The organism is Dyadobacter endophyticus, from assembly GCF_014641595.1.
Classification (GTDB): Bacteria; Bacteroidota; Bacteroidia; order Cytophagales; family Spirosomataceae; genus Dyadobacter; species Dyadobacter endophyticus.
The window spans coordinates 355,879-378,928 of sequence record NZ_BMIA01000003.1 but is presented as its reverse complement, the minus strand read 5'-3'; the positions used below and the strand labels follow the sequence as shown (position 1 = coordinate 378,928).

The 23,050-nt window shown below is 51.3% G+C and carries 19 protein-coding genes; 9 read left to right on the top strand and 10 right to left on the bottom strand.

Annotated features, from left to right (window positions below):
* The first annotated feature begins 237 nt into the window (after positions 1-237).
* The 3 genes from IEY24_RS21330 to IEY24_RS21320 all read left to right on the top strand — a co-directional run bounded on the left by IEY24_RS21330 (position 238) and on the right by IEY24_RS21320 (position 1,936).
* A complete protein-coding gene (locus IEY24_RS21330) occupies positions 238-1,404 on the top strand; it encodes a substrate-binding domain-containing protein (protein WP_188935842.1) in 1,167 nt (388 codons plus the stop codon).
* A gap of 71 nt (positions 1,405-1,475) precedes the next feature.
* Positions 1,476-1,685 carry a type II toxin-antitoxin system Phd/YefM family antitoxin gene (locus IEY24_RS21325; RefSeq protein ID WP_188935841.1) on the top strand — a complete coding sequence of 70 codons (210 nt, stop codon included), beginning with the start codon at positions 1,476-1,478 and terminating at the stop codon, positions 1,683-1,685.
* Positions 1,685-1,936 (top strand): Txe/YoeB family addiction module toxin, encoded by a 252-nt coding sequence (locus tag IEY24_RS21320; protein ID WP_188937282.1) that lies wholly within the window; start codon positions 1,685-1,687, stop codon positions 1,934-1,936. The genes IEY24_RS21325 and IEY24_RS21320 overlap by 1 nt, the downstream gene beginning before the upstream one ends.
* 73 nt (positions 1,937-2,009) lie before the next feature.
* Here IEY24_RS21320 and IEY24_RS21315 read toward each other — a convergent pair whose 3' ends face one another.
* The 5 genes from IEY24_RS21315 to IEY24_RS21295 all read right to left on the bottom strand — a co-directional run bounded on the left by IEY24_RS21315 (position 2,010) and on the right by IEY24_RS21295 (position 10,299).
* Positions 2,010-2,963 (bottom strand): sugar phosphate isomerase/epimerase family protein, encoded by a 954-nt coding sequence (locus IEY24_RS21315; protein WP_188935838.1) that lies wholly within the window; start codon positions 2,961-2,963, stop codon positions 2,010-2,012.
* 41 nt (positions 2,964-3,004) lie between these two features.
* On the bottom strand, positions 3,005-4,669 hold the full coding sequence (locus tag IEY24_RS21310) for a RagB/SusD family nutrient uptake outer membrane protein (RefSeq protein WP_188935836.1): 1,665 nt from the start codon (positions 4,667-4,669) through the stop codon (positions 3,005-3,007).
* Positions 4,670-4,717: 48 nt separating this feature from the next.
* The gene (locus IEY24_RS21305; protein ID WP_188935834.1) at positions 4,718-8,338 is read right to left on the bottom strand and encodes a SusC/RagA family TonB-linked outer membrane protein; all 3,621 of its coding nucleotides are present in this window, start codon (positions 8,336-8,338) and stop codon (positions 4,718-4,720) included.
* 185 nt (positions 8,339-8,523) lie between these two features.
* Positions 8,524-9,609: a FecR family protein gene (locus tag IEY24_RS21300; protein ID WP_188935832.1), complete on the bottom strand. Its 1,086-nt coding sequence runs from the start codon at positions 9,607-9,609 to the stop codon at positions 8,524-8,526.
* Between the two features lie 78 nt (positions 9,610-9,687).
* On the bottom strand, positions 9,688-10,299 hold the full coding sequence (locus tag IEY24_RS21295) for an RNA polymerase sigma factor (RefSeq protein ID WP_188935830.1): 612 nt from the start codon (positions 10,297-10,299) through the stop codon (positions 9,688-9,690).
* Between the two features lie 217 nt (positions 10,300-10,516).
* Here IEY24_RS21295 and IEY24_RS21290 point away from each other — a divergent pair, with 217 nt between their 5' ends.
* Positions 10,517-11,593 carry a glycoside hydrolase family 76 protein gene (locus tag IEY24_RS21290; RefSeq protein WP_188935828.1) on the top strand — a complete coding sequence of 359 codons (1,077 nt, stop codon included), beginning with the start codon at positions 10,517-10,519 and terminating at the stop codon, positions 11,591-11,593.
* A gap of 69 nt (positions 11,594-11,662) precedes the next feature.
* Here the strand turns inward: IEY24_RS21290 and IEY24_RS21285 are convergent, their stop codons facing one another.
* The 3 genes from IEY24_RS21285 to IEY24_RS21275 form a co-directional block, all read right to left on the bottom strand.
* The gene (locus tag IEY24_RS21285) at positions 11,663-13,126 is read right to left on the bottom strand and encodes an alpha-L-fucosidase (RefSeq protein ID WP_188935826.1); all 1,464 of its coding nucleotides are present in this window, start codon (positions 13,124-13,126) and stop codon (positions 11,663-11,665) included.
* Between the two features lie 83 nt (positions 13,127-13,209).
* Positions 13,210-14,655 carry an alpha-L-fucosidase gene (locus tag IEY24_RS21280; RefSeq protein ID WP_188935825.1) on the bottom strand — a complete coding sequence of 482 codons (1,446 nt, stop codon included), beginning with the start codon at positions 14,653-14,655 and terminating at the stop codon, positions 13,210-13,212.
* A gap of 41 nt (positions 14,656-14,696) precedes the next feature.
* Positions 14,697-15,755, bottom strand: a complete 1,059-nt coding sequence (locus IEY24_RS21275; RefSeq protein WP_188935824.1) for an isoaspartyl peptidase/L-asparaginase family protein — start codon at positions 15,753-15,755, stop codon at positions 14,697-14,699.
* 307 nt (positions 15,756-16,062) lie between these two features.
* Here IEY24_RS21275 and IEY24_RS21270 point away from each other — a divergent pair, with 307 nt between their 5' ends.
* The 3 genes from IEY24_RS21270 to IEY24_RS21260 are packed head-to-tail and all read left to right on the top strand — an operon-like array spanning position 16,063 to position 18,678.
* Positions 16,063-16,953, top strand: a complete 891-nt coding sequence (locus IEY24_RS21270) for a hypothetical protein (protein WP_188935823.1) — start codon at positions 16,063-16,065, stop codon at positions 16,951-16,953.
* A gap of 19 nt (positions 16,954-16,972) precedes the next feature.
* Positions 16,973-17,611, top strand: coding sequence for an ABC transporter ATP-binding protein (locus tag IEY24_RS21265; protein ID WP_188935822.1), 639 nt, complete (start codon positions 16,973-16,975; stop codon positions 17,609-17,611).
* The gene (locus tag IEY24_RS21260) at positions 17,608-18,678 is read left to right on the top strand and encodes a hypothetical protein (RefSeq protein WP_188935820.1); all 1,071 of its coding nucleotides are present in this window, start codon (positions 17,608-17,610) and stop codon (positions 18,676-18,678) included. The genes IEY24_RS21265 and IEY24_RS21260 overlap by 4 nt, the downstream gene beginning before the upstream one ends.
* 126 nt (positions 18,679-18,804) lie before the next feature.
* Here the strand turns inward: IEY24_RS21260 and IEY24_RS21255 are convergent, their stop codons facing one another.
* Both IEY24_RS21255 and yiaA read right to left on the bottom strand, forming a co-directional pair.
* The gene (locus IEY24_RS21255; protein WP_188935818.1) at positions 18,805-19,515 is read right to left on the bottom strand and encodes an SDR family oxidoreductase; all 711 of its coding nucleotides are present in this window, start codon (positions 19,513-19,515) and stop codon (positions 18,805-18,807) included.
* Between the two features lie 47 nt (positions 19,516-19,562).
* The gene (gene yiaA, locus IEY24_RS21250) at positions 19,563-19,997 is read right to left on the bottom strand and encodes an inner membrane protein YiaA (RefSeq protein ID WP_188935816.1); all 435 of its coding nucleotides are present in this window, start codon (positions 19,995-19,997) and stop codon (positions 19,563-19,565) included.
* 150 nt (positions 19,998-20,147) lie between these two features.
* Between yiaA and fabG the strand changes: the two genes are divergently transcribed.
* Positions 20,148-20,894, top strand: coding sequence for a 3-oxoacyl-[acyl-carrier-protein] reductase (gene fabG, locus IEY24_RS21245; protein WP_188935813.1), 747 nt, complete (start codon positions 20,148-20,150; stop codon positions 20,892-20,894).
* 74 nt (positions 20,895-20,968) lie between these two features.
* Positions 20,969-23,041 carry a VWA domain-containing protein gene (locus tag IEY24_RS21240; RefSeq protein ID WP_188935811.1) on the top strand — a complete coding sequence of 691 codons (2,073 nt, stop codon included), beginning with the start codon at positions 20,969-20,971 and terminating at the stop codon, positions 23,039-23,041.
* The last annotated feature ends 9 nt before the right edge of the window (positions 23,042-23,050 follow it).

Sequence of the window (23,050 nt, the reverse complement as noted above, 5' to 3'; positions counted from 1 at the left end):
CGTGCTTAAATGCGGTTTCTACCTAAATATAGCAGCCATGGGAGGCGGTATCAATATGGTTTTTGAGCTGAAAATTCCGGGAATTGAACAAAAAGTATCGGTAACGTTTGCGGAGACGTTACCGATATATGGTTTTGCTGATGATTAATAGGAGATTTTTATATTTTTGTAATCTGTGTTGAAGAGGGCATTGATTTGGGTATTTGAAAGGGTGTTTATTTAAAAAGTACAAGGGTTATGATTCAGTGTGTGAAGTGTGCGCAGGTGGATGGCATCATGAAGGCGGGTTACGTGCGGGGCAAGCAGCGGTACCTGTGCAAATGGTGCAATTACTATTTCACGCATTCGGAAAGAGACGATTCGATCCAATCCCTCGTAAAACGCAAACGGCACCAGACGACGATTATCGACGTGGCCAAATCACTCGGCGTTTCGAACTCGACCGTCTCGCGGGCGTTGCACGGGCATGCGGACATTAGCCCGGAAACACGCCAGGCCGTGCTCGATAAGGCTGCCCAGCTCGATTACCAACCTAACCAGCTTGCCTACAACCTGGTAAAAAGCAGGACTAATACAATTGGAATGATCGTTCCGGAATTTCAGAACCAGTTTTTCCCGAACGTGATCATAGGCGCACACGAAGTGCTCACGCAGGCGGGTTACAACCTTACGATTATGCAGAGCAACGAGTCGTACCAGGTCGAAATCTCGAATACCAAGGCAATGCTGGCAAACCGGATCGATGGGCTGCTTATTTCGCTCACCCAGGAAACCAATAACTTCGATCACCTGAGCCTTTTTGCGAAACGCGGCATTCCGCTGATTCAATTCAACCGCGTATGCGACCAGATCGACGTGCCGAAAGTGGTTGTGAACGATTTTGAAGCGTCGTTTCAGGCGGTAGAACACCTTATTTTGAATGGTTACGAGCGGATCGCCCACCTCGGTGGGCCGCTCACGTTGCAGGTAAGCCAGGAGCGGTTACGGGGCTACAAGGCGGCGATGGAAAAGTACGGTAAGCCCATCAAGGACCACATGATCATTCAGGGCATGCTAACCCAGCAGAAAGCCCGCATTTACGGCCAATACCTCCTCGACCTCGCCGAGCGCCCCGATGCGATATTTGCCGTAAACGATTCTTCTGCCATTGAAATCATGCTGATGGCTCAGGAAAAAGGCATTTCAATCCCCGATGAGCTTGGCGTGGTGGGTTTCAGCGATAATGCCGAATCGGCCTATATTGGCCCGGGCCTGACCACCGTTCGGCAGCCGACTTTGCAAATCGGGCACACCACTGCGGAGTGGGTCTTGCAACTGGTAGATGCCGAGGACATTATCGTGAATGAAAAGCGGGTTTTGAGTACGGAGCTGATTGTCCGGGGATCGTCTCGGCGGCGTGTTTAGAAGGTTTGGATGACAGACATTTAGAGCTTAACTTTAAACGAAATTTATCAAACACACTGAAATAAAAAGACATGAAACTCGCTCTTCCATTGAAAAAGAGGCAATCCATATTTAATCTCTTCAAGTTCCTGAACCGTCGCCAGACCGCGATGGCGGATCAGGAAATGGATACAACTGCCTATCTCATGAAAAGTCCGGCTAACAAAGCCCGTTTGCTGGAAGCAATGAAGGATATCGAATCAGGAAACCACATTTTTTCCCGCGATCTTACTGATCTGTGATCCTTTCCTGGCATCCTAATGCGTGGGAGGATTACGTCGAATGGCAGCGGATCGACCGGAACATTGCAAAACGAATCAACGAATTGATCAAGGAATGTTTGCGGACACCGTTCGAAGGAAAGGGAAAGCCGGAATTGCTACGCTCGAATTATTCCGGTTTCTGGTCTCGGAGGATTACCGATGAGCATCGGTTGGTGTATAAGGTTGCGGATGGGTGCATCACGATAGCTCAGTGTAAGTATCACTATTAAAACAAAAAGTGCGGCCCCAGAGAAGCTGCACTTTATTAACTACAGAATATAATTATGAAACTCTTTTAAGGGGTTAGCTCAATGCTTCCCTTAATACTTTCAGGCTCTTCGGCACCGCTGTGGCCGGGTCTTCTTTTCCTTCCATTTCCAGCGATACGTAACCTTTGAAATTCGCTTTTCTCAAAATGCCTGCGATCCGTTTGTAATCCAGGTCGAGGTCGTAATAATGCCCGCCGCCGTAATAGGTTTTGGCCTGAACGATCGTCGCGTAGGGGGCCAGGCGCTCGAACTGGGGGTAGGTATCGCCCACGAAATTGCCGGTGTCGACATTCATGCCCATGGCTGGAGACGATGCCAGCGGCTTATAAATTTCAAGCAGGTAATCGATGTTCGACGACAGTCCCCAGTGGTTTTCGATTGCCAGAACGACCCCCGCCTTTTCGGCAGCTACGAGGCATTCCTGCATCGATTCGATACACCACTTAATAGCGTCCTGATCCGTGAAGCCCTGGATCGGCGGCTCTTTGCCATCCTTGTAATAGTTGGCATCGCGCTTCACCGTCCGCCAGCTTCCGGTGTTCATCCGGATCGCCGGAATGCCCATTTGGGTGGCAAGGTTAATACATTTCAGGGTATGTTCAATGTCCTTTTTGCGATCTTCCGGCTTCGGCTGCACAAAGCTCTGATGGATAGAAAGTAACGGAAGCGCCAATCCGTTGTCGAATGCAAGCCTTTTCAGCTTGTTCATATATGGAATGGTTTCGTTGTCCATTTGCCGGTGCAAGATCTCCACGCCGTCGAAGCCCAGCCGCGCCGCATCTTCGATCACCTTATCAACGGGATACTTCTGTTCCTGGAAATGCCAGTAGGAATAAGTCGAGACGGCGATGGGTATCCTGCGCGCTGTGGGGGCGGCAGGAGCCGTTTCTGCCTGTGCAACATGGCTGGTCATCGCCGCTGCACCACCTAATGCAATGGTTTTGAGCCAGTCGCGCCGGGAGGTGGTATCCTGTTCGTGGTGTTCCATTTGTGATAATTTTGGATAATAATATTAAAAATTTGTCACTTTTATGGATTTTGCTTCAAAACGTTTGCGCCCATGATGTCAATCTGCGCCTGAGGGATCGGGAAAAACTCGCTTTTACCCTTTACAAAAGTGGCTCCGGAGAGGTACGTACGTTTCTTGCTTTCTTTGGTTAAATAGGCATTCAGCACCACATCCGCATTGCCCCAGCGCACCAGGTCGAAATGCCGGTGGCCTTCCATCGCCAGTTCCAGGCGGCGCTCGAAACGGACGGCTTTGCGCGCATATTCCTGGTTCGCGAATGCAGGATAGGTTTTAACCAGGTAATTGGCGGCGGGTTTGCTGGCTGCGTCGAGCACCACCACATTGGCGGCTCTTGTGCGTACCTGGTTCACGAGCTTCAAAGCGGTAGCAAGGTCATTGTCCTCCACAGCCACTTCCGCACGCATCAGCAGGATGTCGGCGAAGCGAATGGCGCGGTAATTGTTGGCATTGGCACGCGGCGATTCGGCACCCGCGTTTTCACCGCTGTAAGCAAAGAATTTTTTGAACGTATAAGGTCCGCCGAAGCTCTGGTCGCGAATCCAGTTTTTGCCCGGATGCGTTCCCCAGTTGAGGAACGGCAGGCCGCGACGTCCTACCGTCCAGTCGAGACGTGGGTCCAAAGTACCCTCGTATGGTGTGAATGCGTCGGAGGAAGCAAGCCCTTCATCATTTTTGACATCTACATCATTGAATGTATCGAGCAACGGAAGCCCGGCGGCGTCGGTTTTGAATGCATTCACCAGGTTTTGGGTGGGTTGGAAGAACCCGCAGCAACCACCTGGTGCCGAGCCATAAGGGAAGTTGTAGTTATCACCCCAGCTGCCGTTTTGCCCGGCACCGCCGTCGGCTACCGACATTTGTACCTCAAAAATAGATTCCGCATTGTTCTCCGTGGTAATACGGAAATTGTCGTGGAAACTGTTCACGAGCGAGAACGGGCCATTGTTAATCACGTCGTCCAGCAATGGTTTGGCGGCGAGGTAGTCCTGCTGGTACATATGCACTTTGGCCAGGAATGCTTTCGCTGTCCATTTGCTGGCGCGTCCTGCCTGTGCTTTGGTCGCCGAAATGTTGTCGATCGCGAACTGAATGTCGGCTTCGATATTGGGCCAGATATCCTTGTCGTTGGGCAGGTTAATGTAATCAACGACCGTTTCGTCCACATAAGGCACCATATTCCAGAGCTTTTTCGCTTCGAAATGGTACCAGGCGCGCAGGAAACGCGCTTCGCCCAAGGCTTGCGCTTTTTCAGGTGCGGTCATGTCGGTAGCCTTGGCGATGAGGTTGATCACGTTGTTGGAGCGCGAAACGCCGTCGTAAACCGCTACCCATTTGTCGTTATAGGCACCGATATCGGCCTGGGGAATGTAACGTTCGATGGTGGTGATTTGCGCCTGGTCGCCCACGTCGCTGCCTTTATAGGCGTCGTCGGACGCGATGGAGCCGTAGATCCAGTTGCTGACAGACGAAGTGTTTACCGGCCCGGAACCAACGCCGTCGAGTAGACTGTATGCGCCGATCAATACCGCATTGACCCCCGTTTTATTGGCAAGCATGGCCTCGTTCCCCACACCCAGCGGCGTGGTTTCGAGAAAACTGTCCCCGCAGGAGGTGAGTACACCCACGCAGACCATTGCTGTTAATGCTAATACGCTCTTTTTCATATCGATAATTGAAATGATACCGTGTTAAAAGAATTTTATTAAACCAAACTAGAACCCGAAATTGATACCGATCTGGTACATCTTCGAATTGGGATAATTACCCTGATCCACACCCAGAACGGTGCTTCCCGGCGTAGAGCCTACCGACGTTACCTCGGGATCGATGCCGCTGTATTTGGTGATCGTGAAAAGGTTTTGCGCCTGTACATACACGCGGGCACTCTCGAAACCGATTTTCGATAATACCCCTGCAGGCAGCGTGTAGCCCAGCGTGAGGTTTTTCATACGGAAATAGGAGCCGTCTTCGATAAAATAGCTCGAAGGTTGCTGGCTGCGGCTGTCGTTGGCGTCCAGGATGGGCAATACTGCATCCGGATTTTCGGGCGTCCACGAATCGTTGAGCATGCGGAGGCTGCGGTTACCGGCTTGGTTGTTGAAGTCCACCCAGCGCTTCACCATGTTGATGATCTGGTTACCTTTTACGCCCTGGAAGAATGCCGAAAAATCGAAGTTCTTGTAACCGGCATTCAGGTTGATACCGTAAGTGAAGTCCGGATGCGGGTTGCCGAGGAACTTGCGGTCGTTGTCGGTGATGGTGCCGTCACCGTCGGTGTCGTGGTATTTGTATTTACCCACAGCCGCATAGCCCGGGTATTTCGGACCGGCGTCCACATCGCCCTGGTTCTGATAAATGCCGTCGATCTGCAAGCCGTAAAATGAGTAAAGCGGCATGCCTGCTACGGAGCGGGTCCAGGTGTAGCTGCGGATAGCAGGGCCAAGAAGTACCGCGGTAGAGCTGGCGTTCAGGCGTTTTACTTCGTTTTTGTAGGTCGAAAAATTGGCGCCTATCGAGTAGGTGAGATCGCCGTTCAATGCTTTGTTATGGAAGTCAATGGCGAGGTCGATACCCTTGTTGTTCATTTCACCCACATTCACAAACGGAATGGTCGCCACACCCTGTGTTGCAGGCAATGCAACCTGGTAAAGCATGTCGGAAGTGGTACGGTTGTACAAATCGAGGTTCAGGCCGAACATCCCTTTGAGGAAAGTGGCGTCGATACCGACGTTGGTCTGCGTGGTGGTCTCCCATTTCGCGTTCTGGTTGCCGAATGCTTCCGTATCGAAGCCCGGCTGCACGGCATTGTTCGAACCGTCGATCGGGTACGACGACTGGCTCAGGCTCGAACGGTAAGTGCTGAAACCATTGTAGTTACCAATCTCCTGATTTCCGGTTTGTCCCCACCCAGCACGCAGTTTCAGATCATCCAGCCAGGGAATGCTCTTCATAAAGCTTTCCTCCGACAGGCGCCATCCTGCGCTGAACGCCGGGAATGTACCGTAGCGGTTGTTCTGTCCGAAGCGTGAAGAACCATCACGGCGCACGGTAGCTTCGAGCAAATAGCGGTCTTTGAATGCATAGTTGATTTTCCCAAAAACGGAGAACAATGCCCACTGATAGCCTGCACCGGTGTTGGCAATACCTGAGGTTCCCGAGTTGAGGTACATATATAACGGGTCTTCGGAGAAAAAGGTCGTGCGGGTGGCGGAGAAGTCGCGGCCGGTGCCTTTGATCGCCTCCGTACCAGCCAGCACGCTCAGTTTGTGTGAGGCGCCGAGGTTTCTCGTATAGTTCAGTGTATTCGACCACGTCCAGTTAATGTCGTAGGCATTTCCGTTGGTCATCGCATTGGCGGCTTCAATCTCCGCTTCTTCGAGGTCGAGCAAAGTATAACCCACGCGGTTGGCGTTGATAAAGTCGATACCAATGCTCGATTTGGCGGTCAGGTCTTTTAAAATATCCACTTCCAGGTAGGCATTCCCGAAAGCACGCAGGGTATTGGTCTGGTTGTTGCGGCTTCTCCAAAGCTGTGCAACGGGGTTGGTAGCGGGGCCAAGACCTGCCGCGCGGGTGGCGGCGAAGTTACCCGCAATGTCGTACACCGGAATGATCGAAGGGATGCGGTAGCCATTGCCGATCGGGTTGCCATCCTGGTTGTTGGTAGAGCTGGCAGTACCGTTCGCATTGTAGTAACCTTTGTTTTCGGTATAGCTCAATTCCAGGTTTTCGCCCAGACGAATGCGTTTTTTGAAACTAAACTCGGTATTCGAACGGATCGAATAGCGGTCGAATGAGGTGTGGATCAATACGCCGTCCTGTTTGAAATAATTGAGTGCAAGCGCGTAACGCCCGTTCTCCGTACCGCCGTTTGCTCCGATATTGTATTCCTGGATCGCCGCCGGGCGCAGGATTTCCTTGTGCCAGTCTGTACCTTCCTTATTGGCCTTTACGATCTGGTAAAAACCGGACCGGTTGTAGTTGTAACGGGAGGGATCGACAAGAGCTAGCACGGCCGGATTATCGGGGCTGTTTGGGTTCGATGGATCTGTCTTGATATTCAATCCGTAGCTCGAACCTGCGAGAATGTAATCAGGCACAACCGCCGATGGCCCATTGCCATATTGCTGGTGCGACGGGTTGCCGTTCGTGAGCACGCCCGCATTCTTACGCTGCGTCCAAAGAAGGTCGCCGAATTGCTGCGGGTCTTTGATCAGGTCGAGATCAACTTTCCCGGTCTGGAAGCCCGCGCGGGAATTGAATGTAAATCTTGGGGCACCTACTTTTCCTTTTTTTGTAGTGATAATAATCACCCCGTTTGCAGCGCGTGAGCCGTAGATCGAAGCCGAAGAAGCGTCTTTCAATACCTGCATCGATTCGATATTGTTCGGGTTAATGCTGTTCAAACCACCTTTCGTAGGTACGCCGTCGATGACGTAAAGCGGGTCGTTGTTGTTGATCGTGCCAAAACCGCGGATGCGGACGGTCGCTTCGCCGCCGGGTGTATTGTTGGATGTCACGGTTACACCGGCCACGCGGCCCTGCAACTGCTGAGCCACGTTCGGAGCGGCCACTTTGGTGAGTTCGGTAGCGTCAACGGTAGAAACTGCGCCGGTAATGTCGCGTTTCGATTGGGACGAGTAACCCGTTACCACTACTTCCGAAAGTGATTTAATATCGGATTGGAGGGTTACTTCCACCAGGGTTTTGCTGGTAATATCGATCTCCTGGGTCAGGAAGCCGATCGACGAAACCACGAGGGTCGTACTGCCATCGGGTACATTCAATGCAAATCCGCCGTCGGCATCGGTCGTAGTTCCCACCGACGAGCTGCCTTTGAGGACGACCGTCGCGCCGGGAATGGTGCCGCCTGTTGCGTCCTTCACCTTTCCTTTAATTTGAAAATCAATAGACTGGATCGTTTTGATGGACGTGCCTGCTCCTTCGGGCAGGGTAGACGCAGGCTTTGAAACGGCTCTTTTCAGCAAAATCTGTTTGCCTGAAACTTCGTAAGACACCTGCAATGGCGTAAGGAAGTTGTTGAGTATCGTTTCCAGTTTTTCCTCTCTGGCACTGAAAGTGACCTTACGCTGTGAACGGATAAGCTCCGGGCTGTACATAAAATGCACGCCGGAAATTTTGCCAATCTGCTCCAATGCCGCGCCAATTTTCTGTTCACGGATGTTTACCGTCAAACGACGGTTGAGTAGTTCCTGTCCGAAACCGTCGAACGCCACGGCGAGCCCGGAAACCTGGATAATGATAAACAATTGTATGAGGCTGATTCTCATAATTTTGAGCAGGTAACTCTGCCGGTCAAAGGTTTTTTTCATACTTTTGTCTGTTTTGTAGGTTTAAAAAATCGGCAAAATAATTCCCTTGTCCCTGTTGGACTTTCAGTCCGGGATTTCTTAGCGTCAGCATAGAATGAGGGGGGATTTTAATCGGGTGAATGATGTTGGTAGCATCGTTCACCTTTTGTTTTTTTATTCAAATAGCAGGGTTTTGAAGTGAATAATCAGTCGCATGGGGTTCCGGTAATGGTTATGTTGTCCTGGTTGATGGTGTAACTTGCTTCGAGGATGGTACAAAGCCATTTCAGCTTATTTTCGAGCGGTTCGTCGCCGAGCGTCGCGGTAATGCTGCAATGCGCCAGGCTGTTACGGTCAAATGCGATATTTACGCCATAAGCCTTCCCGAGCGCGTCGAAAACTTCTGCGGCGGGCGTTTCCGAATAGGTGAATTCCTGGTTCTCAATGGGAATATTCAGCAGTGCGGAGCTTTTAAGCGCGGAGCGCACGAGCCTGGCCTGCGCACGTTCGAAGGTGGCTTGCTGGTTGCGGGTAAGCAGGAGGGTTGGGGAGGCCTGCTCGGTGAACACCGATACTTTCCCGGTTTTGACGGCGATGGTGATCTCTTTTTCCTCGGCAATTGCCCTGATACTGAAACTGGTGCCGTGCACTTTCGCGACAAGTTCACCTGCGTAGACGAAAAACGGCTGATCAGGATTTTTGGTTACTTCAAAAAACGCCTCGCCGGTAAGGTAAACCTCCCGTTTTGCGCTGGAAAAGGCCCGAGGGTATTTCAATGTACTGTTCCGCTGCAATACCACGGAGCTGCCATCCGGAAGCTGTACATATTTGAACGGTCGTTCCGTATTAGCGACTTCCTTTAAAGCGGGCGTCGTCAACCGGGAAGGTTGCCCGGCTGTCGCAGCCGGTTGCGTATGATTGTATATGCGCAACAGCGCAAAGCAGAGCCCGGCGATGATGAGAAGGCTCGCGGCGATGTTCCAGCCTGACACGAACACCGGGAAAAACGATTCCCTTCCTTCCCTGTTCTCCCGTTGCTCCCGCCTTTTTGCGGCTTGGAGCGCTTCTTGTACCTTGTGGTGAATATATTCGTCTGTCAAATGCTCGTCACGCACTGGCACGGCCCGCGCGATCTCCACAGCCTGTCGGAGAATATCTTGCCCGTTCTCATGCTCCTCAGCCCATTTGTTCCAAGCCGGACCATCTTCGGGGCATTTTCCCTCCGCCCAGCACCTAAATGCAGGGTTTCCGAGAAGTGATTGTAGTAAATGGCCGGATGGATCGGGTAACATCGAACAATGCGTTTTTATACATTATCCGTTTATTCTGCCGGAATACTCGGTTGGGTGTGAAAAATTTTTCAGTTTAATTTAAAACTGTGCGAAAATTTGGCAGAAAGAACAAAGTATGACGGAGATAGAAGGAGGAGTGCGCCAGAATCCGCGCAGGTTGGACAATGCCCGCTGGATGATATTACTCACCGATTGCGCGTTGATCGCCAGCAGTCCCGCGATTTCCTCGGGCATCAGGTTCTGGAAAAAACGGAGGTAAATGACTTCCTGCTGGCGGGCAGGGAGCTGGTCGATCGCCGTTCTGACCTGTTGTTTCAAAGCCAGGTCATTCTCCCGCCCAATCCAATCTTCCTCGCTCGAAAATTCGGACAGCAAATTGTCGCATTCGTCGGTCAAACCTGTCTCGTCGGAGAGCGGTTTGATCGTTTTCAGCATCCGGTGCCGGAATGCCTTGATAAGGTAAAATTTGACCGATGGAGTCTCATTAATGGTGGTGCGGTGGAGCCAGAGATGTACCAGCAGATCCTGGATCACATCTTCGATCAACTGCATATTGTGCGTGAACCGCTGGCCATATTGGAAGAGCGTCCGGTAATGTCGCCGGGCAAGCTCCGTGTATGCGTGCTCGTCCCCACCACGGAACGAATTCCATAGCACTGCATCGTCGGTATGTTTGCCAAATGCGGTCAAGAAGGCGGTCGGGTTAATGGGGGATTAAGTCAAAAATAGGTGATGCGTGCTGGATATAAAACAGTGTTTTGTATATTATTAGAATAACCAAATTTTATTATTCTATTTTACCAGAAAACAGTTGGTTGCGTTTTCGGGACCAGCAATTTTTGCAGAGGAGCTTTCAAGTAGAGAACCTTGCAGGGCCTGCTTCTACTCAAAAAAATCGGAACTATTTATGAAAAGTATGTACACAACGGCGCTGGTTTTGCTCGGCATAGCCCGCTTCGACCTCGCCGTATCGCAGACCGCTCCCGATTACAAATCGCGCCGCGGGCAGATTCTCCACAACATCGAAGGCGTATTTTACGAGTCATCCACAGGCCTTTTTATTGAAACCAATGGCAAGAACGAAAAGCCGCATTCGTACTTGTGGCCGCTATGTGCATTGCTCCAAGCAGCCACCGAGTCGGAGGCAGTGAGCCCGGGCAAGCAATACATGAAACCGGTGCTCGGGGCCATCAAACAATATTACAATACCGCTGCACCTGCTCCTGGTTACCAGGCGTATGTGACGAGTGAGCAAAAGGATTCCCGGTTCTACGACGACAACCAATGGATCGCGATCGCGTGCCTGGACGCGTACAACCGCACGGGCGATAAAGATTACCTGGTCGTCGCGGAGGAAATCTACCGCTTCATGATGACCGGCTACGACGATAAAGCGGGCGGCGGGCTGTACTGGAAAGAAGACGAAAAGAACACGAAAAATACCTGTTCCAACGGCCCTGGAATACTGGTTGCGCTGCAACTCTATCAAATTAAAAAGGAGCCGGAATACCTGAAAACGGCGATTAACCTTTATGATTGGACTAAAAAGAACCTGCGCGCGGGCGACGGTACTTATTATGACGCTATCAAAGTTCCGTCATTGAAAATCGATTCGGCGAAGTACTCCTACAATACGGGTACCATGCTGCAATCGGCTGCGATGCTGCATAATATCACGGGTAACAAGGAATATCTCGTTGAGGCAAAAGCCCTGGCAGAGGGGTCGAAAAAGTATTTTTATAAGAACAATAAGCTGCCCGACAACTATTGGTTCAACGTGGTGCTGCTCCGGGGCTTCGAGGAACTTCATAAAATAGACCCCCAGGCCGGGGATTACCAGATCTTTGTCGCCGAAGCCGAGCGGATCTGGAAAGAAGAACGCGACGGGAAAAACCTTCTGGGCCGCAAACCTGTGAAAACGCTGATAGACCAGGGGGCGATGCTGGAAATGTATGCGCGGCTGGAAAGGCTGACCGCACAATAAGGTAAGGAAAGAAAGCAAAAAGCGCCGGTCGAAAACTCAACCGGCGCTTTTTGCACATTGTTGTACGTACTATTCCGAGTCCTTATAAACCCCAAATTCGCTGATAGCAATACTAACCGGCGATTTGGTGATGCGGAGGCGTACTTTGTTGGAAGTGATGGGCACATCGAGCTTCGCGAGGCGTTTGGCTCCTACGCTGGTACCTTTGTAAACCTCTTTCCAGTCATTGCCGATCCAGGCATCTACGGCGAATTCTTCAATACGCTGTCCGAGCTTGATATATTCTTGCAGACTGATGACGTCAAAAACGACCGGCTGGCTCATTTCTATCACCACTTCCGGTGTTTTGAAATCGTCGTCCGTGGCCCAATAGGTGTCGGGTTTGCCGTCGAGCAGGTTTTTGGCGCTGTAAATGGAGTTGTAACCACGCACGTTTACGGCTTTGGAAGACGCGCGACCGATCAGGTTGGTTGCGAATGTGTTTTTGACGTGGTCGCCGAATGTTTTGAGCGCTACTACGTCGTCGTTATGCAACTGGCCGCGGGTGTCGGGTGCCAGTCCCAAATCGAGTGCGGCGCCGCGTCCTACGCTTTTCAAATAGAGGTCGAATAGCTTTTCGGGCGTTTTCGGCTTCTCGTTGGCGTGGTAGAACCAGCCTTTGCGCAATGGAACGTCGCATTCAGCGGGGATCCAGAACTTCCCGCCGCGTGTACCGCCCGGGTTCTCAGTTGCATTGGCCTGGCCGGGTACTGCTACATTCTGCCCTTCCGAAGGCTTCGGAGTAAGTGTTGCCCAGGAAGTAGGGTTCACGCTGCCGTCCTCGTTGCCTGCCCAGCGAACGTCCCAGCCGATATCGCTGAAAATATTGGCATTAGGTTGCAGTTTGCGGGTGTAGTTAGTCCAGGTCGAATCCCATTGGTAATAGGTAGTATTGTCGATCGAGCGCTTCTCACGCGCACCGCCGTAGTAGCCGTCCCCACCATTGGCACCGTCGTGCCATGACATAAACAAGTCGCCATAATTGGTATACAACTCGCGAAGCTGCTCGCGGTAAATTTTAATGTATTCCGGCGTGCCATATTTGGCATTGTTGCGGTCCCAGGGCGAGCAATACACCCCGAATTTCAGGCCGTGCTTGCGCGCGGCGTCCGCTACTTCGCGCACGAGGTCACCCTTGCCCTGGCGGAACGGGCTTTGGGCGATATTATAGTCGGTCGTTTTGGTGGGCCAGAGGCAAAAGCCGTCGTGGTGCTTTGCTACGAGTACAATCCCACGCAAACCGCCTGCTTTGGCAGCTTGAATGATCTGCTCTGCATTGAAATCCGATGGGTTGAAGGTCTTGGGATCGGCATCGCCATAGCCCCATTCTTTGTTTTCGAATGTGGTAGGGGTAAAGTGCATGATGCCGTAAACTTCGGTTTCATGCCATGCGACCTGGCGGGGTGCCGGCAGTGCGCCATAGGGTTTCGGAGGTGTTTGCGCAAAAGCGATCGACGCCGTCAGGCAGAGGAGACCGGTTATTTGTTTGATCATTTGAAAAGGTGTTTCTGATGATACAGATGGGGGTGATGCAAATCGGAAGTGAAGATCGTTTTTTTTAGGCGAGTTCACCAAATCTATCGCCGTTTTCCTATCGGATCTTGATTAATCACAAACAAATATGCCGGCTGCGCGCCTACTTCGGCGACAGTCTTCATCGGTAGTTCAATCGCTCCGTTCTTCACTTTCAATGCCTTTTTATTACCCGCAAATGTGATTTTTGCTTTGGCGGAAATTTCCAGCCCTTCCGGTTTCAGGCTGGCAGGAAGTTTTTCGCCTGCTTCGGCGAGGTAGAACGCGTAGGTGGTGGCGCCTTTTTTGGTGTACGCCCATTTGCCGGCGCGGTAAGGGGCCAGCGGTTTGGTTTCGTAAATACCAATACCATTTACATTCATCCATTTACCCATTTCTTCGAGGCGCGTGTATGCTTCTTCGTGCCATTCTCCGTCGGGGCCGGGAGCCACGTTCAGGAGCAGGTTACCGCCTTTGGCGACGATATCAACCAATGTGTGAACAAGCTTCTGCGTCGACTTGAAGTTCTCTTTGGGAATATAAGACCATGAGTCGCCCATGGTCATACACGATTCCCACGGGATCGACATATAATGATCGGGAATGGATTGCTCGGGCGTTACATAATTCTCGAATTCGCCGGTAACGGTGCGGTCCACTACGAGCAGCCCGGGTTGGTGCGAACGGGCCATTTTGGCAATGCGCGCCATGTCGATGTCCTGGTCGTAGGGAATAGTTTTCTGCCAGCTGATGGTGGTATCGATACTGCTGAACGGGCGTACCCAGCCGCCGTCGAGCCAGAGGATGTCGACGGAGCCGTAATCCGACATCAGCTCTTCGATCTGGTTATAGGTGAAATCCTTGAACTTGTTCCAGAGCTCAGGACGTTTCTTCGGGTCGTACGAAACGTTACGGTCCTTCGGCGGGAAATAGGGCCACCAGTAGGAGTCGGTGTGCCAGTCGGGTTTGGAGAAATAGGTACCCGTCATGAAGCCCTCGTTGCGGAATGCCGCAAGCACTTCCTTGGTAACGTTCGCTTTGGGATTGGTTTTGAAGGGGGTATTGGTAATCTTGTAATCGGTGTATTTCGAATCGAACATCGAGAAACCGTCGTGGTGCTTCGTAGTGAACACCACATATTTCATACCGGCACCTTTGGCCGCCTTAGCCCAACGCTCGGGGTTGAATTTAACCGGGTTGAAGGTTTTGGAAATATCCTCGTAAGCCTTTTTATACTCATACCAGTCGTGCGAATGCGGCCCGCGGCGTTCGCACCAGCCTTCGTCCTCAGGGCATAGCGACCAGGATTCCACAATGCCCCACTGGCTATACGTCCCCCAGTGCATCAGCAGGCCGAATTTGATATCCTGCCATTTGGAGAGTTTTTGCTGCACAAGCGGGTCGGTAGGCGCAACGTATTTGGAGTGGTTTTGTTCCGAATGCTGCTGCGCATACGATCCGGAAGCAAATAGCAGCCCTGCAAGAAGGATAGCTGTGGATTTAAGATTCATTGGAATGGTTAAGTGTTTGGTAAATACTGCTGAATGAGGGTTTACGCAAAATGGCTTTTGGAAGCCACAACCTTGCCTTTGCCATCGCCGCTGGTAATGGTGTAGGCAAATCCGGACTGTACGGAATAGGCACCCACTTCTCCCTGTTTGCTGATGGCCAGAAAGCCTACCTGGAAAGTTTTGGCCCGCTCCGGGTCGCGTTTTACAATCCTTTCGACGGCTTTTTTGCACGCTTCTTCCGGAGAAGAACCATTGCGCATGAACTCGACTACCAAATGCGTCCCGGCAACGCGGATCACTTCCTCTCCCTGGCCGGAAGAGGTTGCCGCGCCGATCTCATTGTCGACAAAAAGTCCTGCACCGATAACAGGCGAATCGCCCACGCGGCCGCGCATTTTGAAGCCCATGCCGCTGGTGGTACACATGCCCGAAAGATTGCCCTGTGCATCCAATGCGAGGGTCCCCATGGTATCATGGTTGAAGTCTCCGTTGTCAAGGCGCGCCGGTGCAAATGGGCCGTGACCTTTCGATTGTTTGTGTTCTATATTGACAACCGGCTTGTATTCAGCCTTTTTTAGCCATTTTTTATACTCATCGGCCGCGTCGGGCGAAAGTTTGCCGGATTCCAGCTTGAAACCGTTGGCCAATGCGAACTGCTGTGCGCCCGCGCCCACGAGGAACACGTGCGGCGTCGTTTCCATCAGCTTGCGGGCAACCGAAACTGGATGTTTAATTCTTTCCAGAAATGCTACCGCCCCGCAGTTGGATTTTTCATCCATAATACACGCGTCGAGCGTCACGTGACCGTCGCGATCGGGATTGCCACCCAGGCCGACGCAGCAGTTGATGTCGTTTTCAATGGCGATGGCAGCTTGTTCCACGGCGTCGAGGGCACGACCTCCCTTTTCCAGCACCGGCCATGCGGCGGCGTTCGAGATCTGCCCGCTGTCCCAGGTAGAAATAACGACCGGGGCGGCGGCCACCGGGGTACCGGCCACCGGAGTGGCGGCCTTTGGTGTTTTGGCGAACAACTGGTTTACCCGCGTGAAAGGGAGGGCAAAAGCCGACAGGCGGAGGAAGGATCTACGATTCGTTTTCATGGTATCCGGCATAACGGGTTTAGAGTAGCAAGATCTATTTTGCAAAATTTTAAAAATATCTCGGGACTTTAATTAAAATTTTTTCAAATATACATCTCACGAAATTTGTGATCAATTAAAATATGAAATTTCATATGATCTGTTGGTCGAAGTCCCTTATTTTGAAATATTTGCACTGTAACAGTTTAAAAGCAGCACTTGCAGGGGCTTTTGGGCACTTACTAAATTTTTCAATCTAACAACAGATGGTTTCTGATTTAATGGCAACCTTTGGCTACTTGTTTCAGAAAAACGAACGGAACACACGATGACGAACTCTCCGAAGGCATGTGTAGATGTGGCAATCAATGCTTATGGCAAGCCGTACCAGACGGCAATCACACTGCTGACGCTCATGAAGCATTCACACCAATGGATCAATAAAATCTATTTCGTACAGGAAGCAAAGCAGCCCGAGCCGCCGAATTTCAAATTTATTTTCGATCATTTCGGGGATAAGATCGTGTACTATAAGCCTAATGTCTGGCTTTGGACAAAAAACGTAAAATTCGATTTTTTGTTGAATTTCAAGCGTTACCGGCATGCGGTCCGCTACCAATATGCCTGGGAGCAGTCGGATCAGAAATACTTGCTCGTCATCCATAACGATGTGTATTTCAAAGGCGACCTGGTAGGGGAATATGTCAATGGTATTGGCACTGCATCGGGTATCGGGAGCATCGGGCAATGCTGGGTGTGCCCCGCAAAGCAAGCGGGCCTCTGCGATTCTGAAACATATACGGAATACAAGCCGGATTATGGAGAACTGATGCAACTGGCTGCCACCTACCCGCAGGCACGCACGCATGAGTACAAGCTGGTGGTCGACCGCGCTGCGCCATGGCCGTTGCCCGAATGCCGGCTCAATGAATATGTAGCGATGATCGATCTCGAAAAAACGCGGAACGACACGATGCCCATCGGCAAAGGTGCCGCATTCGGGGCTTACGACCGCCTCGATGTGGGTGTTAAATGGTTTGCCGATATGAACAATTTGGGCCATACCTTTAAGCATTTCGATTACGATCCCTACGCGACCCACAGCTGGATTAGTATGCAGAATGCCGGCCATAATGCGCTTTTCGATAAGGATCTTTACCGTTATGAAGAATCCGTAGCGTTGCAGGCACTGAAAGACGAGTTCAATATTCATCCATAAGTAGCCGCCATCCCGCGATATGGTACTGGAAATCAATCAGCTGAGGCAGCGGTATGGTGAGCGGGAAATCCTTTCGATCCCGTCTTTTGGGATTGAAAAAGGCATTTACTGGATACAGGGAGAAAACGGTGCAGGTAAGTCAACGCTTTTCAGGACGCTGGCCGGTATGCTGCCATTCGAAGGGTCTGTAAAGCTCGACGGGCGTTATGACCTTAAAAAAGATCCGGTCGAATATCGGTTGCGCCTCAACCTCGGAGAAGCCGAACCACTCTATCCATCGTTTTTGACACCTGCCGATCTCATTGCCTTCGTAGCCGAAGCACAAAGAGCCCCCCGCGAACAAAGGGAAATGCTCACCGGGGCTTTCGGGATCAACTACCTTTCAAATCCGTTCGGGAGCTGTTCCAGCGGAATGGTGAAAAAAGTATCCCTGCTGCTGGCATTTCTGGGCGACCCTTCGCTCATTATTCTCGACGAGCCGCTCATTACTATCGACCGCGAAGCGCGGGAAGTGTTGTTCGGATTGATCAAGGAATACCACCGCAACGGCGTCACATTTCTGTTGTCCTCGCACCAGCTTTTCGAGCAGGAAGGCTTGCACGTTTCGCAAAGTTTCCGGCTGAAAGACAAAACACTCATAGCTACCGACGCGCTATGAAAATGCTGCTGACCTCTACCGTTTCAGCTTTTTTCAGGCAGCGGGCGGGGACGTTCCTCGTTTTGCTCGGCGTGCTTTTCGGATTTTTGAGCGCCAACGAGCACCATGCTTTCGCCCTGTTTTTCCTGACTGGTACTTATGGAATGCTCACTCTTTTTGGGATATGGCTGGTTTATGGCCTTTTATGTGCGCAATTCGTAGTTAACACCTGGAAGCTGCCTGAATACACGTTCATTTTCCATGCCCGCACATGGCCCGCGCTCACACGTGCGCGAAGGTTTGTCGGGCAGGCATTAGGCTTCCTTCAACCGATACTTTACTACGGCGTTTACCTTTTTATGATCGCCATTCAGGAAAAGTTGCTGGCTCGTCTCTGGCAGGTCATTCCTTTCTACATTATTTTAACGGCCATGCTTGCGCTATTTGCTGAGTGGCGCATCCGGAAGCCGGTTTTGTATGTTCCTGTCAAAGGTAAAAGCCTGATCAAATGGCCGTTTGGGAGGCCAACGTCGTGGCTCTATTGGTCGATGGAATGGCTGATGCGGGAGCGGGGGATTACCTTGTTGGTAGGAAAACTGGGTGCTATGCTGGTAGCCGCCGGGACGATGCTTTATTACAGCACCGGCGAATACGACATCCGAATGCCGGCCGTTGGCATGTCGCTGGCCTATTTGCTAAATCTGGGCCTTTCGTTCGAGCTGTTTCAATGGGAAGGCGAAATCTGGCTTTGGGGCAGGTCGCTGCCGGTGCCGGTCTGGAAGCGTTGGGGCAGGGTAGTGACGGCGCATTTGATCCTGATCGTCCCCGAAACGCTTGTCGTGCTGCGTAGTGGCGCCCTCGGCTTTGCGGAGGTGGCACAATTGTACGTGCTCGGGTTAACCATCCTCATAGTCTCACACCTCTATTTTTATAAAAGATCGGGACTGCCGGAAAATGCGATGCAGGTGTTTCTGTTTGGGTTTGTGGGCCTTACCTTATTGATTTTATATAAAATACCGCTCCTTCTGATCGCTGGGTGCGGGTTGCTGTTTTCGCTTTATGCATTCCCCAAGTGGTATAAAATATAAAGACGTTGTGTAAAAGAGCAAAATGACGCTTGTTGTCGTGCTGAGCGAAGTCGAAACATTATTTGCATCTCGCAAATACCCTTCGACTTCGCTCAGGGGGACAACTTAATCACATTTGATGCGAGCTTATTTCGGTGTAGTGGGGCGGACTTCGATTTTGCTTGGTAATGTTCTTGCAGGCATTTTGATCAGGTCCGACACGATCTGGCCGATGTCTTCCGGCTGGATTTTCCAGGCATCCTTGTCCGAAGGCTCGTGGTTGTTGAACTCCGTAGCGACGGAACCCGGCATGATGGTCGTAACCTTCACGCCCGCATTGCGCACATCGAGCATCATAGCCTGCGAAAAGCCGACGAGGCCGAATTTGCTAGCATTATAGGCAGTGCCGTTGGCAAAGAAGTTGGTGCCTGCCAGGCTCGCGATGTTGATAAAATAACCTTTCGACTCCGTTAATGCAGCGATGGACGCTTTCGCGCTGAAAAACACGCCTGTGAGGTTAATATCGATGGTTTCCTGCCACAATTCGGCGCTTAGTTCGTGAATCGGCGCGAAATGGCCGACACCCGCATTCGCGATCAGGTAATCGAGCCGGCCCCATTGGTCGAGCACGGTTTGCACCGCTTTTTCCTGGGATTCCAGATTTCTTACATCTGATTCGATAGCCAGTGCGTGACCCGCACGGATTTTGTTCAAAGCTAGTGCAGCTTCGTCGGCATTTTGTTGCGACCGGCTCGTAATTGCCACATAGATCCCGTCGCGGATCAACGCTTCGGCAATACCATATCCTATTCCCCTTGAACCGCCTGTGATCAGGGCTGTTTTGATTGTTTCTGCCATTACCTGAGTTTTTATTTCAAAAATTTACACGTAAAGGCTTAACAGCATCAATGATCAGAAGGTTTGGAAAATGAGCTGCCGGTTTCAAAAATCGCCGTATCGCGGGTATTTTTCTGAACCGCAATAGCGCCGAAGATGCCCAACAGGAAGGCGAATGCGTAAAAGCCTTTTTCGCTCGGCAGTAATGTCGCATTCCAGAGGCCCACTACGAGCAACACAATGGCGAGGATGGTCGAAAACCAGGCGATACCGTAGTAAATAGCCGTCACCGGAACGCCTTCCAGCCGGTCGCGTACGCTCTTCTGGACTGACACCGCTGCGAAAAGCCCGTACATTAATACCGTAAAATAATATCCCTTTTCGCTCAGCAGCATTTCCGACCGCCAGAGGCCGATGATGAAGCCGGCCATTCCTACGCCCAATGCGATCCATGACGCGGCAATGAAGGCTCCGGAGGTTTTCTGGGCATTTGTAGTGTTCATGTTAGTGTAAGTTAAATTGTTGGAGAAGGTATTTTGCCTGAATATTACATCATTTTGTGATAAAGTACCATAGGGCGTTTATTTGCCGGTCTCTCCCCAATATCCTATTTTTGCCGGCAGTATACATTTTGACAGATTCTAATCCTATTTATGAAGTTAGTAGCAAATAAAGTTGCATTGGTAACGGGAGCTTCGCGGGGTATCGGACGTTCGATCGCGTTGCGCCTGGCTCAGGAAGGTGCTGATGTCGCATTTACCTATTTGTCCAGCGTCGAAAAGGGCGAGGCTTTGGCCAAAGAGCTGGAATCGTTCGGGGTAAAAGCGAAAGGCTACCGCTCGGACGCGTCCGATTTTCAGGCGGCAGATCAGCTCGTTACCGATGTTATTGCTGATTTCGGCAAGCTCGACGTGCTCATCAATAACGCAGGCGTCACCCGTGACGGGCTCCTTATGCGCATGAGTGAAGAGCAATGGGACACCGTGGTGAACATCAACCTGAAATCGGTTTTCAACGTTACCAAAGCTGCTACGAAATCCATGATCCGTGCCAAAAGCGGGTCGATTATCAATATCACATCGGTAGTTGGTATACGTGGGAATGCGGGTCAGTCGAACTATGCTGCTTCGAAGGCCGGTATCATCGGCTTTACCAAATCTATCGCGCTGGAACTGGGTTCAAGAAATATCCGCTCAAATGCAGTAGCGCCCGGATTTATCGAAACTGAAATGACCGACGCGGTCGATGCCAAGGCGGTCGACGATTGGAAACAATCTATCCCGATGAAGCGCGGAGGCCAGCCCGAAGAAGTGGCGGATGCCTGCGTATTCCTCGCTTCGGACATGTCGCGCTACATTACCGGCCAGGTAATCCAGGTCGACGGTGGTATGTTAACATAGAGTCTTTCTTCGTTAGTAAATAGCTGGCGGTTTCGCCGTATATTGTAGGATCGCCAGCTATTGAATCCCAATCCATGCGGTCAGAGCTCATATTCCAAACCCCTTACTGGTTCATCATTTTCTGCGTGCTTGCGGGCCTGGCGTACGCCTGGTTGCTGTATCAGCCGCAACCGGCCTGGGGTAAGAAACTGAACTACGCGCTCGCCGCTGTGCGTGGCATTGTAGTCGCGCTGATTTGCTTCCTTTTGCTGAGCCCGCTCGTGCGGCGTTCACAAACGTCGGTCGATAAGGCCAAGATCGTTTTCGCGATCGACAACTCGGAATCTGTTGGTAAATACGGAGAGGCAGCGATGGAGCTGGTGAGAGCCGCTTCCCGCGAGCTGAACGATTCAGGATTTGAAGTAAGCATTGAATCGCTCGGAGGCGCCGGGAAGAATGTGGATTCGATTGCATTCAATCAGAATAGCACCAACCTGGCAGGGCTGCTGCAAACGGTCCGTACCAATTTTGAAGGCCGAAACGTGACGGACGTCGTACTCCTGTCGGATGGCATCGTGAACCAGGGCATATCGCCCACCTATAATCGTTATCCGTTCAGGATCAATGCACTGGCAGTCGGAGATTCGGTTCCAAAGCTGGATATCCGGATTAAAGATGTGGTGAGTAACCGCATCGCGTACCTGGGCAACGAGTTCCCGGTCAGGGCTGAGGTCGGAGCGAATGGGTTGCAAGGCAAAAGCACGACGATTACTTTAAAGCAAAATGGGCGTGTGATCCAAAGCCAGCCCGTCGTCATCGACCGTGCGGAATACTTCAAGGCATTCGACTTCAAAACATCTTCCGCCCAGAAAGGTGTTCAGCACTATACGATAGAGCTGGGCGCAGTTTCGGGAGAAACATCCGGCCGGAATAACCGGAAGGATGTTTACATCGACATTATCGATGGCCGCCAGAAGGTATTGCTTATGGCGCTCGCACCACATCCCGACATCAAAAGTATCCGGAGTGTGATCGAGGCGAACGATAACTATGAGCTGGATATCAATATTTTATCCATTGCCAATAACCCACCGGCCAATACTAAGCCTTACGACCTCGTGATACTGCACCAGATCCCGAATGTGCTCGGGTTGGGTAATGCACAGGTGCGCAAGTTTCTGGATGCGAAAATGCCGCTGTTTTTTATCCTGGGAAATCAATCGGCGGTGCCGCTGGCGAGCTCGCTGAACCGGTCGCTGTTCATCAATGTGGCGGCCAACAACCAGGTGGATAAGGTTACAGCGCGGTTCAATCCTGCATTTTCACAACTAAATCTGGATGCGGAGAGCCTGAAATTGCTCGAACGCCTTCCACCGCTGTCGGTGCCTTTTGGAGAGTACAATATATCCTCGGGCACGGAAACAATCCTTTTCCAGAAGGTAGGAACGCTTAATACGAACAAGCCGCTACTGGTTTTAAACACCAATGGTGATCAGAAAACGGCCGTGCTGGCAGGAGAGGGGATCTGGCAATGGCGACAGGAGGAATTTGCCCAGACAAGCAAACAGGAAGTAGTGGATAACCTTTTTCAGAAGCTGATCCAGGTGCTTTCTGTGAAGGAGGACCGCCGGAAATTTCGGGTGTACCCGATCAGCAATGAGTTTGAGGCCGGCGAACAGGTAGCATTTCAGACGGAAGTTTACAACGATATTTACGAGCCGATTTTTGGTCAGGAAGTGAAGCTGGAACTGGTGGATGAAAAGGGTAAAAGCAAACAATTTACCTACACCCATTCGAAGGAGACCCCCCGTTTCAATGTGAGTGGGCTTGCCGATGGCGTTTACCGGTACGCGGCGTCGACGATCATGAAAGGTAAAGAGGAACGTGTTTCGGGCCAGTTTGTGATCCGCAACGCCGACCTCGAACTGAGCAATACCACAGCGGATTTTGGAATGCTCCGCGATCTGGCGAGGCGGTCGGGAGGAACATTCATGACGCCTGCATCACTTCAACAATTTATTCAAAAACTTAAAAATGACCGCCCGGCCGACAGGCTGGACAGTACCGAAGATATGGTCGAGCTGATCTATCTGAAATGGCTGTTCTTCCTGATCGTGATATTGCTGGGAGCGGAATGGGGACTTAGAAAATACCATGGCGGTTATTAATGTCTGGTC